General features: G+C 62.4%; 16 protein-coding genes and 1 riboswitch. Of the genes, 9 read left to right on the top strand and 7 right to left on the bottom strand.

Annotated features, from left to right (window positions below; genetic code table 11):
- Window positions 1–12: 12 nt before the first annotated feature.
- Entirely contained in the window at window positions 13–600 is a 588-nt protein-coding gene (locus G6N78_RS14835) for a deaminase (protein ID WP_165219744.1), read from the bottom strand.
- Window positions 601–889: 289 nt separating this feature from the next.
- Between G6N78_RS14835 and G6N78_RS14830 the strand changes: the two genes are divergently transcribed.
- The 4 genes from G6N78_RS14830 (at window position 890) to G6N78_RS14815 (ending at window position 4,358) form a co-directional block, all read left to right on the top strand.
- Entirely contained in the window at window positions 890–1,204 is a 315-nt protein-coding gene (locus tag G6N78_RS14830; protein ID WP_165219743.1) for a DUF2849 domain-containing protein, read from the top strand.
- An 8-nt stretch (window positions 1,205–1,212) separates the two neighbouring features.
- On the top strand, window positions 1,213–2,883 hold the full coding sequence (locus G6N78_RS14825) for a nitrite/sulfite reductase (RefSeq protein ID WP_165219741.1): 1,671 nt from the start codon (window positions 1,213–1,215) through the stop codon (window positions 2,881–2,883).
- Between the two features lie 17 nt (window positions 2,884–2,900).
- Window positions 2,901–3,404, top strand: coding sequence for a DUF934 domain-containing protein (locus tag G6N78_RS14820; protein ID WP_165219739.1), 504 nt, complete (start codon window positions 2,901–2,903; stop codon window positions 3,402–3,404).
- Window positions 3,405–3,533: 129 nt separating this feature from the next.
- Window positions 3,534–4,358, top strand: a complete 825-nt coding sequence (locus G6N78_RS14815) for a ferredoxin--NADP reductase (RefSeq protein WP_165219737.1) — start codon at window positions 3,534–3,536, stop codon at window positions 4,356–4,358.
- 49 nt (window positions 4,359–4,407) lie between these two features.
- Here the strand turns inward: G6N78_RS14815 and G6N78_RS14810 are convergent, their stop codons facing one another.
- From G6N78_RS14810 to gcvT, 5 genes are all read right to left on the bottom strand, one after another.
- Window positions 4,408–5,658, bottom strand: coding sequence for an MFS transporter (locus G6N78_RS14810; RefSeq protein WP_165219735.1), 1,251 nt, complete (start codon window positions 5,656–5,658; stop codon window positions 4,408–4,410).
- 120 nt (window positions 5,659–5,778) lie between these two features.
- Window positions 5,779–6,090, bottom strand: a complete 312-nt coding sequence (locus G6N78_RS14805; protein WP_165219733.1) for a flagellar basal body protein — start codon at window positions 6,088–6,090, stop codon at window positions 5,779–5,781.
- Window positions 6,091–6,380: 290 nt separating this feature from the next.
- On the bottom strand, window positions 6,381–9,245 hold the full coding sequence (gene gcvP / locus G6N78_RS14800) for an aminomethyl-transferring glycine dehydrogenase (RefSeq protein WP_165219731.1): 2,865 nt from the start codon (window positions 9,243–9,245) through the stop codon (window positions 6,381–6,383).
- On the bottom strand, window positions 9,245–9,607 hold the full coding sequence (gcvH, locus tag G6N78_RS14795) for a glycine cleavage system protein GcvH (RefSeq protein WP_165219729.1): 363 nt from the start codon (window positions 9,605–9,607) through the stop codon (window positions 9,245–9,247). The genes gcvP and gcvH overlap by 1 nt, the downstream gene beginning before the upstream one ends.
- Window positions 9,608–9,803: 196 nt before the next feature.
- Window positions 9,804–10,940, bottom strand: coding sequence for a glycine cleavage system aminomethyltransferase GcvT (gene gcvT, locus G6N78_RS14790; protein WP_165219727.1), 1,137 nt, complete (start codon window positions 10,938–10,940; stop codon window positions 9,804–9,806).
- 156 nt (window positions 10,941–11,096) lie between these two features.
- Window positions 11,097–11,184, bottom strand: a riboswitch (glycine riboswitch).
- Between the two features lie 179 nt (window positions 11,185–11,363).
- On the opposite strand from gcvT, the gene G6N78_RS14785 reads away from it, so the two are divergent.
- Both G6N78_RS14785 and G6N78_RS14780 read left to right on the top strand, forming a co-directional pair.
- Entirely contained in the window at window positions 11,364–11,741 is a 378-nt protein-coding gene (locus G6N78_RS14785) for a hypothetical protein (RefSeq protein ID WP_165219725.1), read from the top strand.
- 81 nt (window positions 11,742–11,822) lie between these two features.
- Window positions 11,823–12,851, top strand: coding sequence for a copper chaperone PCu(A)C domain-containing protein (locus G6N78_RS14780; protein ID WP_165219723.1), 1,029 nt, complete (start codon window positions 11,823–11,825; stop codon window positions 12,849–12,851).
- 61 nt (window positions 12,852–12,912) lie between these two features.
- On the opposite strand, the gene G6N78_RS14775 is transcribed toward G6N78_RS14780, so the two are convergent.
- Window positions 12,913–13,185, bottom strand: a complete 273-nt coding sequence (locus G6N78_RS14775; protein ID WP_165219721.1) for a hypothetical protein — start codon at window positions 13,183–13,185, stop codon at window positions 12,913–12,915.
- Between the two features lie 111 nt (window positions 13,186–13,296).
- On the opposite strand from G6N78_RS14775, the gene crcB reads away from it, so the two are divergent.
- From crcB to G6N78_RS14760, 3 genes are all read left to right on the top strand, one after another.
- Window positions 13,297–13,674: a fluoride efflux transporter CrcB gene (gene crcB, locus G6N78_RS14770; RefSeq protein WP_165219719.1), complete on the top strand. Its 378-nt coding sequence runs from the start codon at window positions 13,297–13,299 to the stop codon at window positions 13,672–13,674.
- A gap of 97 nt (window positions 13,675–13,771) precedes the next feature.
- On the top strand, window positions 13,772–14,761 hold the full coding sequence (locus G6N78_RS14765) for an RluA family pseudouridine synthase (protein WP_165219717.1): 990 nt from the start codon (window positions 13,772–13,774) through the stop codon (window positions 14,759–14,761).
- Complete coding sequence (locus tag G6N78_RS14760; protein WP_165219715.1) at window positions 14,758–15,411, top strand: HAD-IA family hydrolase; 654 nt, start codon at window positions 14,758–14,760, stop codon at window positions 15,409–15,411. The genes G6N78_RS14765 and G6N78_RS14760 overlap by 4 nt, the downstream gene beginning before the upstream one ends.
- Window positions 15,412–15,425 lie beyond the last annotated feature (14 nt).

The raw sequence follows: 15,425 nt of genomic DNA, 5'->3' as shown, positions 1-15,425 counted from the left end.
GGAAGCCGCGCGTCAGTTCAGCGGAATCTTGTTGTCGGTCTTGCTCGCCTGGTAGGTGTCGGAGAGCGCATTGTAGCGCGACTTGATCTCGGCAATGCGGGCCTTCAGCGCCTCGCGGGAGGCGGGCTCTTCCGTCTCCGCCAGATCGGCGATCGCAAAGGAATTCCAGAAGGCGTTTTGGCGCCGATAGCCGCCCGGCTCCAGACCGAACACTTCCTTAAGGATCTTCAGGTCATGCGGAATAGCAAAGGCATCGCGCGAATCCTCGTGGCTGAAGAAATAGTAGAAATTGTCAAAGCCCGCCCAGGTGATCGCCGACATGCACATGGTGCAGGGTTCGTGGGTGGAGAGAAAGATGAGATCCCTGGTGTCCGGCTTGTCGCCCAGTTCGTAGAAGCGCTTCAGCGTATGCACCTCGCCATGCCAGAGCGGATTTTCCAACTCGTTATTGGTTTCGGCGATCACCAGCGACAGGTCGGACTTGCGCAGGATCGCCGCGCCAAACACCTTGTTGCCCAGCGAAACACCCCGGGCCGTCAGCGGAATGATGTCCTCTTCGATGACGTCGAGAAGGCGGGTGGCAAGTGTGGTGCTGGTCACGGGCGATCATCCCTTGGAAGGCGGTTCGGTTGATCCACCTTAGGCCTTGTGTGCGACGCAGGAAATCCGTTTGCCACGCGGGATTGGAGGCTTCCTGTGGATGACGGCGACCGGAGGGCGAAGGGGTGCATTTTCTCCCGGGCTCGCCATTGCCGGAACAGAAATACGTGAGCGCTCACGAGCAAGGATTGCCGTTTCTTCAAGCAGAGGCGTCGCTCTGTCATAATGCGGCCAAATCAAATATAGGCTCGAGCCTTTCGGGCCGCAGACTGACAGGGATCAAGAGGCAATGACAGACAAGGTTCTGACCGCCAACCGTTTGACCGACGGTATCGCCGTCTGGCTGGATGCCAGCGGCGCGTGGACGGAGCGGCTGCAGGATGCGCTGGTCGCCCGTCACGCGGAAGCGGAAGCAGCGCTGGAAGCGATCGGCAAGCGGGATTTTTCCGCCAACCTTGTCGTTGACGTCAATGTCATCGAGGTGGAAGAGGTCGCCGGCCAGATCCGGCCGCTGCGTCTGCGCGAACGCATCCGCGCCGCCGGCCCGACCATGGACTATGCGCCCGGTTTTGCCCCCGCTGATCCGGCCTTCATTGCAGCCTGAGGACTTTCATGTATCGCTACGACGAATTCGACCACGCTTTCGTATCCGCCCGCGTGGAACAGTTCCGCGACCAGGTGGCGCGCCGCCTGTCCGGTGAACTGGCCGAGGATGCGTTCAAGCCGCTGCGCCTGATGAACGGCGTCTATCTTCAGCTGCATGCCTACATGCTGCGCGTCGCCATTCCCTATGGCACGCTGAATGCAAAGCAGATGCGCATGCTGGCGCATATCGCCCGCAAGTATGACCGCGGCTACGGCCATTTCACCACCCGCCAGAACATCCAGTACAACTGGCCGAAACTGTCGGACACGCCGGACATTCTGGCGGAACTCGCGTCGGTCGAAATGCATGCGCTGCAGACCTCCGGAAACTGTATTCGCAACGTCACGGCCGACCACTTTGCCGGTGCGGCCGCCGACGAAGTGGCCGATCCGCGTCCCTATGCGGAAATCCTGCGCCAGTGGTCCTCCGTGCATCCGGAATTTTCCTTCCTGCCGCGCAAGTTCAAGATTGCCGTGACGGGTGCCGAGCGCGACCGCGCCGCGATCCAGGTGCATGACATCGGCCTGCATCTGAAGAAGAACGAGCACGGGCACATCGGTTTCGCCGTCTATGTCGGCGGTGGCCAGGGCCGCACGCCGATGGTGGCAAAGAAGATCCGCGACTTCCTGCCGGAGGGGGATCTCCTCTCCTACACGACCGCGATCATGCGTGTGTACAACCTGCATGGCCGGCGCGACAACAAATACAAGGCGCGCATCAAGATCCTGGTGCACGAGACGGGCGCGGAAGAACTGGCCCGCCAGGTCGAGGAAGAATTCGCGCACCTGCAGGGCACGGAACTGACGCTGCCGGAGACCGATATCCAGGCGATCACCCGCTACTTCGCCCCGCCTGCATTTCCCGAACGGCCGGAAGGCTGGGCGCAGCTGGCCGGCTGGAAGAAGGCCGACGAGGCCTTTGCCCGCTGGGTGGACCAGAACGTCCAGCCGCACAAGCATCCGGACTACGGCATGGTGACGATTTCGCTGAAGCCGATCGGCGGCATTCCGGGTGATGCGACCGACGTGCAGATGGAAGCGATTGCCGATATTGCCGAGGAATATGCGTTCGACGAGATCCGCATCAGCCACGAGCAGAACGTCATCCTGCCGCATGTGGCGCTCGCCGATCTCGAGCCGATCTATCGGGCGCTCGTCGCCCAGGGGCTTGCAACGGCCAATGCCGGTCTGATCACCGATATCATTGCCTGTCCCGGCTTGGACTATTGCGCGCTCGCCAATGCGCGTGCGATCCCGGTTGCCCAGGCGATTTCCTCGCGCTTCGGCTCGACTGCACGCCAGGCGGAAATCGGTGAGTTGAAAATAAAAATCTCCGGCTGCATCAATGCCTGCGGCCACCACCATGTCGGCCATATCGGTCTCTTGGGTGTGGAGAAGAAGGGGGCAGAACTCTACCAGATCACGCTCGGCGGTTCGGCGGATGAAAACACCTCGATCGGTGAAATCATCGGCCGCGGTTTCGAGCCGGAGAAGGTGACGGATGCCGTCGAGAAGGTGGTCGACACCTATCTCGGTCTTCGCCTGTCGAAGGAGGAAACCTTCCTGGACGCCTATCGCCGCGTCGGGCCGCAGCCGTTCAAGGATGCGCTCTACGGCGAAGCGGCTAAGGCAGCCTGAGGGCAGGGGACAAAGACATGACACGCATCTGGACAGAAACCGGTTTCGTCGAGAACGATCCGTGGGTGATTGAGACCGAAGAGAAGAAGGCAGAGGGCGAGGAGCGCCCGCTGCTCACTGTCGATCAACTGATCGAGCTTGCCGACACCAGCAACGAGGTCGGGTTTGGCGTTCTGGTGAAGCCGGCGGACGATGTGCGCCGGCTGGAGCCCTATCTCTATCGCCTCGAACTGGTCGCGGTGGAGTTTCCCGCCTTCAACGACGGCCGTGGTTTCAGCCATGCCTCGCTCTTGCGCGACCGGCTCGGTTACAAGAACGAACTGCGCGCCGTCGGCGACGTGCTGATCGACCAGGTGCCGCTGATGCTGCGCTGCGGTTTCGACAGCTTTGCCGTGACCAATGCCACGGCGCTCAAGCGGCTTTCGGAAAACCGCCTGCCGGGTATCGCCGTGCATTACCAGCCGACGGCCCGCACGGCGGCCGCAGGCGAAGCCTATAGCTGGCGTCGCCGGTCGGTCTGATGAAAAGCTGAGTAATAACAGCATATTTTTCCAGCGGATCCGCGGCATATGAACGCGGATGCCTTCAATTCTGCGCGCGCATGGTATATTCGCAGGCGCATCCAAACCGAATGAGACGAGACGACCGGTATGAACGTTTCCGCCAAGACCGACGATTTTGCCCCGAAGGTACCCGCCGCCATTCCGGACGGGGTCTATGCCGAAACCGTGCTTTCGGTTGAGCATTATACCGATCGTCTGTTCCGTTTCCGCATGACCCGCCCGGCCGGTTTCCGCTTCCGTTCCGGCGAGTTCGCGATGATCGGCCTGATGGTCGGCGAGAAGCCGATCTACCGTGCCTATTCGATCGCGAGCCCCTCCTGGGATGAAGAACTGGAGTTCTTCTCGATCAAGGTTCCGGATGGCCCGCTCACCTCGCATCTGCAGAAGATCAAGCCCGGCGACACGGTGTTGATGCGCAAGAAGCCGACGGGCACGCTGGTTCTGGATGCGCTGACCCCCGGCAAGCGGCTCTACATGTTCTCCACCGGCACCGGCATTGCACCCTTCGCCAGCCTGATCCGCGACCCGGAGACTTACGAAAAGTTCGACGAAGTCATCCTCACCCATACCTGCCGCGAGGTGGCGGAGCTGAAATACGGCTTCGACCTGATGGAAGAGATCCGCAACCACGAGTTTTTGGCGGAAGTGGTCGGCGACAAGCTGAAGCACTACCCGACGGTGACGCGCGAGGACTATCCCTTCCAGGGCCGCATCACCGACCTGATGGAGAGCGGCAAGCTTTATACCGATCTCGGCGTCCCACCGCTCGATCCGGCGGTTGACCGCGGCATGATCTGTGGCTCGACCGCGATGCTGAAGGATACCAAGGACCTGCTGGAAAAGGCCGGCCTGACCGAAGGCGCCAACAACAAGCCGGCGGAATTCGTCATCGAACGGGCTTTCGTCGGGTAAGGCATCCACGACGGGCGCGAAAGGCCCGTCATGAGAAGGGCGACCGCGTTTACGCCTGTTCCGGGCGGTCGCCTTTGATGATGTCGCTGCGAAAGACAATGAAGATCATCATCGCGAGGAAGGCGACACCACCTCCGACGAAATGCGAGAGTTCGAAACCGCCCTTCGTCACCAGCCAGCCGGCCACCACATTGCTGAGCGATGCGCCGATTCCCTGGATCGTCATCACGCAGGCAAGACCGAGGTTGAAGCGTCCCGTCCCCTTCAGAATATGTTCCACGGCGATAGGCGTGAGGATGCCGAGCAGGCCCGCCCCGACACCATCGAGGAACTGCACCGGATAGATCACCCAGAAGCCGCTGAAGCTGCCCGCCAGCAGGCCGCGCAAAGGCAGTGCGGCAAGCGCCACGAGGAAGATCACCGACAGGCCAAACCGCCGGATGAGGGTCGGCGCAAGCGCGGCGACCACGATCATCGCCGCCTGCGCAACCCCGGTGATGATGGCCGTGGTCCGGAACGGCGTCTGCAGTTCCAGCGCAAAGTCCTGCGCGATCAGCCGGCTCATCGGCGCATTGCCGAAATGAAAGATGAGCAGGATTACCGCGAGCAGCAGAAGGCCACGTTCTTTGAGGACAACCTGAACCCCGGAGGGGCCGGGCTCACCCTCGTCCGGTGCCAGTCCGCGCGCCACGTCATGATCGATGCGTTCGGGATCAATGGCGGATATTGCCGCGAGCGTGCCGAGTGCCGTTGCGATCATCAGCCAGATCATGCCGGAATTGCCGAAGACCGGGACCACCAGGAACACCGCAAACAGCGAGGCGAAATTGCCGCCGTGGTTCCAGAATTCGTTGCGGGCGATCTGCCGTGGGAACAGCTTTTCCCCGACGAGCCCCAACGTGAGGCCGGCCAGCGCCGGCCCGATGACCGCGCCAACGACCGCCGTTCCCATCTGGCCGAACCAGACGATGGCCGGGCTGGGGGACAGGAGCGTGAGCAGCGCGGTAATGGTCACGAACACGACCGGGCCCGCAATCAGAGTCCGTTTCCAGCGGGACCTGTCGACCAGGGCGCCGAAAAGCGGCGTGGCCAGAAGGCCGATCAAGCCCCCGGCGGTGGCGATGGCACCGAGCGCCATGGACGACCAGCCATTGGTGGCGAGATAGGCATCGAGGAAAGGCCCCAACCCGTCGCGCGCATCGGCGAGGAAAAAGTTCAGGATGGCCAGTGAAAAGAGCGAACGATCTGAGAGGAGGGAACCGGACGAGGACCCAGCCTTGGGAGGAAGCGCAATGGACATGTGAAGCCGGATGTCATGAAGGTCTGGCTCTCAATGCGCTGAGAGGAATTCGGTTGCCGATCGCAGAAAATGTTCCTTCACAATCCTGTGACCGCAAGACGCGTCGTGCAGGTGCCCGTCTCACTCGCGCTTGATGGTGGCGAGGACCTGCCAAATATCGGCACCGGTTTCAAAGACTGCGGCATTGGCGCTGAAGCCGATGGAGGCTTCCGTCAGTGCCAGCATGTCGCCCCCCGGATCGGCGCCTTGCGCCGGGTCCACCTCGCTGACATGTGCGGCCACACCGCCCGAAGGGTCGGTGGAGAATTGGGCGGAGAGGCGGCTATAGCCGGTGGTATCGACATTGGCGACGTTGTTGGCCGTGGCCGACAGCCGCGTCATCTGTGCCTGCATGCCTGACAGTGCGGTTGTCGTCACGGCGTTAATTGTCATCGCTTGCCACCTCTCCAGGCAAATATGCCTGATCGCCGAGTATAGGCACGGAAAAGCCTCTGTCTTGCAGTCTGGCTCTTCAGCATTGACAAGCGGTAAAGAGGCGAAATTATCGCGAAACGGAATTTACCCTTCCGCAATCTCTCGTCCATGAACGGCACGAGCTCGTGTTCTGCGCGTGGGCACCGCAGCCTTTAGAGGTGATCGAGCTCCGGCGGTGGAACCAAAAAACTCTCCCCCGGGGGCCGAGGGAGAGTCTGTGGTCATCCGTAAAGGGTGGCAGTGGGCGGTTATTCCGCTGCTTCCTGGTAGTCGCTCATCGGCGGGCAGGTGCAGACCAGGTTGCGGTCGCCATAGACATTGTCGATGCGGTTGACCGGCGACCAGTATTTGTCCACGCGGAAGGAACCCGGCGGGAAACAGGCCTGTTCGCGCGAATAGGGACGCGTCCATTCGCCGACGAGATCTTCCACCGTATGGGGGGCATTCTTCAGCGGGTTGTTCTCCCGGTCCATCTTGCCCTCCTCGATCTGCCGCGCTTCCTCGCGGATCGCCAGCATGGCGTCGCAGAAACGGTCGATCTCGGCCTTGGTTTCCGATTCGGTCGGCTCGATCATCAGCGTCCCGGCGACCGGCCAACTCATGGTCGGGGCGTGGAAACCGCAGTCGATCAGGCGCTTGGCGACGTCATCGACCGTGACGCCGGCTGATGCGGCCAGCGGGCGGGTGTCGATGATGCATTCATGCGCCACGCGGCCGGCTTCGGACTTGTAGAGCACGTCATAGCTGCCGGCGAGGCGGGCGGCGATATAGTTGGCGTTGAGGATCGCCACCTTCGTCGCCTGCGTCAGGCCTTCACCGCCCATCATCAGGCAGTAGGACCAGGAGATCGGCAGGATCGACGGCGAACCGAAGGGAGCGGCCGACACCGCACCCTCGCGTCCGTCCCATTCCGGATGACCGGGCAGGTAAGGGGCAAGATGTGCCTTGACGCCGATCGGGCCCATGCCGGGACCGCCGCCGCCATGCGGAATGCAGAAGGTCTTGTGCAGGTTGAGGTGGGATACGTCCGAGCCGATGTCACCGGGACGGGCAAGGCCCACCATGGCGTTCATGTTGGCGCCGTCGAGATAGACCTGGCCGCCATGCGCGTGGGTGATCTCGCAGATCTCCCGCACGCTCTCCTCGAACACGCCATGCGTGGATGGATAGGTGATCATGCAGGCCGAGAGATTGGCGGCATGCTGTTCAGCCTTGGCGCGGAAATCGTCGAGATCGACGTCGCCGTTTTCCTTGGCCTTCACCGGCACGACCTTCATGCCGACCATCTGCGCAGACGCCGGGTTGGTGCCATGCGCGGATGTCGGGATCAGGCAGACATCGCGATGCGTGTCGCCGCGCGCGATGTGGTAGTTGCGGATGGTCAGCAGACCCGCATATTCGCCTTGCGCGCCGGAATTCGGCTGCATGGAAAACGCATCGTAACCGGTGATCTGGCAGAGCTTGGCCGACAGATCCTCGATCATCTCCCGGTAGCCGGCGGCCTGATCGACCGGGGCAAACGGGTGCATGTCGGAAAATTCCGGCCAGGTGATCGGCAGCATTTCCGCAGTCGCGTTCAGCTTCATGGTGCAGGAGCCGAGCGGGATCATCGCCCGGTCGAGCGCCAGGTCACGGTCCGACAGACGGCGGATATAGCGTGTCATCTCGCTTTCCGCACGGTTCATGTGGAAGATCGGATGCGTCATGTAGGGCGATGTGCGCAGGAGATCCTTCGGCAGGCGATAATCGGCGTCGAAATCCGAGACTTTGAAGTTGCCGCCGAAGGCCCGCCAGACGGCTTCGAGCGTCACCGGCCGCGTCCGCTCGTCGAGCGACATGCCGATCTTCGTGGTTCCGACCTTGCGCAGGTTGACCCCTTCGGCAACGGCGGCGCGCAGGATGAGGCCCTGCATGTGGCCGACCTCGACGGTGATCGTGTCGAAGAAGGTTTCCGGCTCGACGGTGTAACCGAGCTTTTCCAAGCCCTTGGCCATCAGCACCGCTTTTCTGTGCACCTGCTGGGCAATCGCCTTCAGGCCTTCCGGACCATGGAAAACACCATACATGGAGGCCATGACGGCGAGCAGAACCTGCGCGGTGCAGATGTTCGACGTCGCCTTTTCGCGGCGGATATGCTGCTCGCGGGTCTGGAGCGACAGGCGATAGGCGCGGTTGCCGCGCGCATCGACCGAAACGCCGACGAGACGGCCGGGCATAGAGCGCTTATGCGCATCCTTGACCGCCATGAAGGCCGCATGCGGGCCACCATAGCCCATCGGCACGCCGAAGCGCTGGGAGGAACCGATGGCGATGTCTGCGCCCATTTCCCCGGGCGACTTCAGAAGCGTCAGCGCCAGAAGATCGGAGGCGACGGCCGCAATGGCGCCGGTCTGGTGCAGCCGGGCGATCAGGCCGGAGAAGTCCTGCGCATGGCCATGCGTGCCGGGATACTGGAAGATGGCGCCGAATACGTCGACCGGATCGAGATCGGTGAATGGATTGCCGACGATGACCGACCAGCCGAGCGGGGCAGCACGGGTTTCGATCAGCGCAATCGTCTGCGGATGGCAGGCAGCATCGACGAAGAAGGCGGTTGCCTTCGACTTCGCCTGACGCTGGCAAAGCGCCATGGCTTCGGCAGCCGCGGTTGCTTCATCCAACAGCGAGGCGTTCGCGACGTCGAGACCCGTCAGGTCGCAGATCATCGTCTGGAAGTTCAGGAGTGCTTCCAGCCGGCCCTGTGAAATTTCCGGCTGGTAGGGCGTGTAAGCCGTGTACCAGGCGGGGTTTTCCAGGATGTTGCGCTGGATGACCGGCGGGGTGATGGTGCCGTAATAGCCCTGGCCGATCAGCGAGGTGAGCGGCTGGTTCTTGTTGGCGGTCTCGCGCAGGCGGTCGAGCGCCTCGCGTTCGGTGAGTGCCGCCCCCCACGCGAGCGGCTCGCGTTGGCGGATCGAGGCGGGCACTGTCGCATCGATGAGCGCATCGAGCGAGCGGTAGCCGATGACCTTCAGCATCTCCGCCATTTCGGACGGCGAGGGGCCGATATGACGCCGGTTGGCAAAGTCATAGGGCTGGTAATCGGTGAAATGGAAATCGCGGGTGTCGGACATCAGCCAATCAGCTCCTTGTAGGCGGCCTCATCCAGAAGCTCGTCGGCATCGGCGGCGTTGGCGAGCTTCAGCTTGAAGAACCAGCCCTTGCCCTGCGGATCGGAATTGACGAGCGACGGGTCGGATGTGATCGCCTCGTTGATCTCGACGATTTCGCCGGCCAGCGGACAATAGACGTCGGAGGCCGCCTTGACGCTCTCGACGGTGGCGGCTTCGCCATTCTTCTCGAAGGTGGCGCCGACGTCCGGCAGTTCGACGAATACCAGATCGCCGAGCTGGTCGGCGGCGTGCTGGGTAATGCCGACGGTCGCAACATCACCCTCAAGCTTCAGCCATTCGTGTTCAGCGGTAAATTTCAGCATGATTTTTGGTCCTCTCTGGAATTGATGTGTTGGTGTGATCCGCCCCTCACCCTAACCCTCTCCCCGCAGGCGGGGAGAGGGGACGTGCCTTGCTCAATCTCTTGGGTGGGATGAGTGGGCGCGGCTTGCTCCTTCTCCCCGTCCTGACGGGGAGAAGGTGGCGGCAGCCGGATGAGGGGCAGTTAAAAACATTTGGTTACCGCTTATAGGTCGGCGTGATGAAGGGCAGGGCGGCCACCGTGACGGGCAGATATTTGCCGCGCACTTCGGCAAACACCTGCGTCCCGGCGCTGGCAAAATCCGTCGGCACGTAGCCCATGGCGACCGGACCCTCGACGGACGGGCCAAAGGTGCCGGATGTCACTTCGCCGATCTCGTTCTTGCCCTCCGCATCGGCAAAAAGCTTGGCGTGCGAACGCACCGGTGCCTTGCCGTCCGGCTTCAGGCCGACGCGGCGGCGGGCGGTGCCGCTTGCCAGTTCACCCAGAATGCGCGCGGCACCCGTAAAGCCGCCTTCGCGGTCGCCGCCCGCCTTGCGCGCCTTCTGGATCGCCCATTCGAGCGAGGCCTCGATCGGCGAGGTGGTGGTGTCGATATCATTGCCATAGAGGCAAAGGCCGGCTTCGAGACGCAGCGAGTCGCGCGCGCCGAGGCCGATTGCTTCGCAGTCCTCGTGCGCCAGAAGCGCCCGGGCCAGTTCCTCGGCCTTGTTCGCCGGAACGGAGATCTCGTAGCCGTCTTCGCCGGAATAACCGGAGCGGGAGACGATGCACGCCGCGCCGACGAGCGTCACATCCCGGACATCCATGAACTTCATGGCGGCAACCTCGGGGGCGAGCGAGGCGAGCACGGTTTCCGCCGCCGGACCCTGCAGCGCAATCAGCGCGCGGTCTTCGATAAGGGTGACCGAACAGCCGGAAAGCTGCGCCTGCATATGCGCCACGTCTGCCGTCTTGCAGGCGGCGTTGACCACGACGAGCAGATGGTCGCCGCGATTGGTGATCATCAGGTCGTCGAGGATGCCGCCATTCTCGTCGGTGAAGAAGCCGTAACGCTGACGGCCTTCCTTGAGGCCGAGAATGTCGACGGGCACGAGCTTTTCGAGCGCCAGCGCCGCATCGGACACTGCTCCGGACTTTGCCTTTACCAGAACCTGGCCCATGTGGGAGACATCGAACAGGCCGGCCTTGGTGCGGGTGTGCAGGTGTTCCTTCAGCACGCCGGCGGCATATTGAACCGGCATGTCGTAACCGGCGAACGGCACCATGCGGGCACCGAGGGATACGTGCAAGGCATGCAAGGGAGTGGTCAAAAGGGGAGCGTGGTCGGTCAAGAAGGCCTCCAGGTCGTGTGCGGATTCCGGCCGCACGAGCTCAGTTGATGGCGTTCATCCACGCCGTTTCATGAGCCCCCTCTGTCCTGTGCGCCTGAGATTGTTATCCCTTCGGCGAGCCCTTCGCGAAACATTGGGCTTCTCTCCAGAGTCCTGCAGGTCCCGCTGGTCCTTTTGCCTGAGAGTTTCCGGGGCGGTTGCTCCTTCGGCGCCGCATCGAAGCGGTTTCTCCCAGCGGGGTCGCGCTCATTATGGGGGAGACCCCCTGCTTGGCAAGTGGCAAATGTCGCAACCGACATGAATTTTGTCGCGGCGCGAAAACGGCCGATTTCGTTGATCCCCGTCAAAGAGCCGCAGGACCTGTTTTGCTCTTGTTCGCGGCATCGATTATGCGAATGATGGGTGGGAAGGGAATCCTCGGCAATGGGTGAACGGTTGGCGATCGGCGGGAAGGTCTTGCGCATTCTGTGCGCGCTTGTCCTGTTGTCGCTCGGTCTTGCCCAGCATGCACCACCGGTCGCAGCCAATCCTCTTGCTTGGACGGATGAGGCCTTCCTGCTGCCCGACGGCAGCATGCCGACCTTGTGTATCGGCATGGACGATCAGGATCCGCACCGGAAGCCGGTGCGGTGCGAGGTCTGCCTGCTCTCCGCCACCGCGCTGTTGCCGGCGCCGGATGTGGCGTCCTGGCTGTCCATCCACCTCGCTTATCTCACCAATCCTTTGCGGCAGGAGGCGGCCGTTGCCGGCACGCTGTCGATCCCGTCGCCCCGCTCGCGTGCGCCGCCTGCGGTCGCCTGACATCCTCTCTCTTTCCATCAACGACCGACATGATGATGCGGCTCAAGGACGATAGCGCCTCGCCGCACGAGGATCGAACCTATGAAAACGACACGCATTTTCCTGATGAGCAGCCTGTCTCTCGTTGCCATGACCGGCAGCGCGCTGGCCCATGTGACCCTGGTCAACGGCACGGCAAAGCCGGAGTCCTATACCGTCGTTCAGTTGCAGGTGCCGCATGGTTGCGCAGGCAAGCCGACGAACGAAGTCCGGGTGATGCTGCCGGACGGCTTCTACGGCGCAAAGCCGCAGCCGAAGGCCGGCTGGGATCTGGAGATCATCAAGGGCGATTATGCCAAGCCCTTTGACAATCACGGCACGAAGGTCAGCTCCGGCCCGGTCGAGATCCGCTGGAAGAACGGCAACCTGCCGGACGACAACTACGACGTCTTCGCCTTTCAGGGGAAGATTGCCGGGGTCGCCGATGGCGCAAGCCTCGCCTTCAAGACCATCCAGCTGTGTGGTGACCTGACCGAGAAGTGGGATGAGGTGGCGGCGCCTGGCACCGATCCGCACAGCCTCAAGGATCCGGCACCGCTCCTGAAGATCGCCTCCGATGGCAAGCCGGCCCCCGAGATGGATCACTCCGCCATGGGCCATGGCGCCATGAACCACGATGCGATGGGACATGGCGCTGCCGTGACAACCGATGAGGCCGCGACCATGCAGCCGGTCAAACTCGGTTCGCTGTCTCTGTCAGCCGGCTACCTGAAGGCGATGCTTCCCGGTCAGCCGGTCGGCGGCGGTTACGTGACAATCGCCAATGCAGGCGCAGAGGCGGATCGTCTCGTCTCCGTCTCGTCGCCGCGCGCCGGCACGGTGGAACTGCACGAGATGTCGATGACCGGGGATGTCATGGTCATGCGTCCGCTCGCCAATGGCATCGAGATCCCCGCCGGCGCGACGGTGGAACTGAAGCCGGGCGGTTTCCATCTGATGTTCATGAAGGTGGCGACCCCTTTCGCCAAGGGCGACACGGTTCCGGTGACCTTCGTCTTCGAAAAGGCAGGCAAGATCGAGGTTGAGCTTCCGGTGGCAGCAGCAGGCCCCGGCGGCCATCAGCACAACTGATCGCAACGCTTTTCGCCGGCAGCGGATCTATCCGGTGCCGGCGGGTTTGTGCAGCCTGACGTCAGATCTCGCGGTAAGCGTCTTCGGCCTGCCGCGGGCTCATCTGGTGCTGCGGCGGGCGTTGGCGGCTGCTGGTCACGTCCAACGACAGGGGGACGGCTGGAATGAGACCGGCAATGTCGTCCTTGTCGGCGCCAGCCTTGTGCACTTCGTTGCGTTCGGCGTTGATCCGGGCGTCCTTGACCTGATCGGCCGTTGAAAGACGGCGAGCGGGTTTCACCGCCTCCATCGCATAAGCAGCCGCGTTGGCCGATACCGAAACCACTTGAGTCATGACACGCACCATCTCCTTCGACTAGAAGGTAAGGGCTGGCCCCTTCGCCGCCTCTTAAGCAACTTGTTCGAATTGAAGCGAATATCGGTTTTCCAAAGGCTGGAATCAAAGATGGTAAATATCCTCATCGTCGCCGTGGGAGGTGCCTTCGGCTCCGTCTGCCGCTATCTCACGGGCATCCTCATGACCCGTCTGCTCGGCCTAGCCTTTCCTTGGGGCACGCTGACGGTCAACATTGTCGGCTCGTTCGCCATCGGCTTTCTCACCGAACTCGTGGCACGCCGGCTGAACGCCTCAATGGAGATGCGGCTGTTGATTGTCGTCGGTTTCCTGGGCGGCTTTACCACCTTCTCCTCCTTTTCGCTGGATACGATGGTGCTGTTTGAGCGGGGCGCCACGGCGGCGGCACTCGTCTACGTGATTGCAAGTGTCGTCCTCTCGCTCACCGCGGCCTTTGCCGGTCTTAGCGTCGGGCGTACGCTCCTCTGAGGAAAGCGCGCGGATTTCTGCTTTCCCTTCGGACCGGAAATCATCTAAAGGCTGGAGCAAAGGCGTTTTGCGCCATTCCAGACATGAAAGAGATTACATGGCAGGCATCGAGCATATCCGCGTCGAGGCGGACGAAGCTGGCATGCGCCTCGACCGTTGGTTCAAGGTGCATTACCCGGGTCTCGGCTTCGGGCCGCTGCAGAAACTGTTGCGCTCCGGCCAGGTGCGCGTGGATGGCGGTCGTGTAAAGTCCGACGCCCGCGTGCAGCCGGGCCAGATCGTCCGCGTGCCGCCGCTCGATGTCGATGCCAAGAAGACCGGACCGATCGCGGGCAAGGACCTGAAGCATTCGGGTGACTTCGAGCTTCTGTCGCGCATGATCCTGCACGAAGACGACAAGGTGATCGTGCTGAACAAGCCGGCCGGCCTTGCCGTGCAGGGCGGTTCGGGCGTCACCCGCCACATCGACCAGATGCTGGAGGCCTTCATCAGCCCGAAGGGCGAAAAGCCCAGGCTCGTTCACCGGATCGACCGCGACACCTCCGGCGTGCTGGTGGTGGCCCGCACCCGCGGTGCAGCGCAGAAACTCACGGCTGCGTTCCGCGAGCGCGACACCAAGAAGACCTACTGGTCGCTGGTGAAGGGCGTGCCGCGCAAGCACGAAGACAAGCTTTCCACCTGGCTCGTCAAGGAACAGACGCCGGATGGCGACCGCATGCGGATCGCCAAACATGGTGAGGAAGGCGCGGATCACGCCGTCTCCTATTACCGCGTTCTTGAAACGGCAGCGCAAAGCCTCGCCTGGCTGGAGATGGAACCCTATACGGGGCGTACCCATCAGCTGCGCGTCCATGCGCTGCATCTCGGCCACCCGATCATCGGCGACCCCAAGTATTTCGATGACGATCCGAACTGGGATTTCCCGGGCGGTATCCAGAAGCGCCTGCATCTGCATGCGCGCCACATCGACATTCCGCACCCGTCCGGCGGCCGCTTGAGGGTCACCGCGCCGCTTCCGCCGCACATGGTGCAGAGCTGGAACCTGCTTGGCTTCGACCAGAGTCTTGGCCAAGGGGATGACGAATGAAACTCGTCCTGTTCGATTGCGACGGAACGCTGGTCGATAGCGCCGCGCTGATCCACGAGACGATGCGTCGTACCTTCGTGCAGTTCGGCAAGCGGGAGCCGCTGGTCGAGGAGACGAAGTCGATCATCGGCCTGACGCTCGATATCGCGATCGCCCGCATGCAGGGAAAACCGCATGTCGATGACGAGGCGGTGCAGATGATGGCCTATTACAAATCGTTGTTTGCCACGGTCCGCTCCGACATGAATTTTCGCGAACCGCTGTTTGACGGCATCCGCGACGTGATCGAGACGCTCGGGGCGCGAGACGACCTGCTGCTCGGTGCCGTCACGGGCAAATCCCGCCGCGGACTGGATCTGGTGCTCGACACGCATGACTTTCGCAAGGTCTTCGTCGTCGGGCGCACGGCCGATGACTGCCCGTCGAAACCGCATCCGGCCATGGTTACGGAATGCTGCGACGAGATGGGCGTGCGTCCCGCAGACACCCTTGTCATCGGGGATGCCATTTACGATATGCAGATGGCGAAGGCCGCCGGAGCCACCGCGATCGGCGTCTCCTGGGGATATGCATCCGTTGCGCAACTGCGCGATGCCGGTGCCGACGTGATCGTCGATCATCCCCGTGCGCTGTTGAACCATATCCTCTGAGGATCACGTACCAT

Source organism: Allorhizobium pseudoryzae, assembly GCF_011046245.1.
GTDB classification, from domain to species: Bacteria; Pseudomonadota; Alphaproteobacteria; order Rhizobiales; family Rhizobiaceae; genus Neorhizobium; species Neorhizobium pseudoryzae.
The sequence above is the reverse complement of the archived record's forward strand: the minus strand, read 5'-3'. Positions and strand labels throughout refer to the sequence as shown.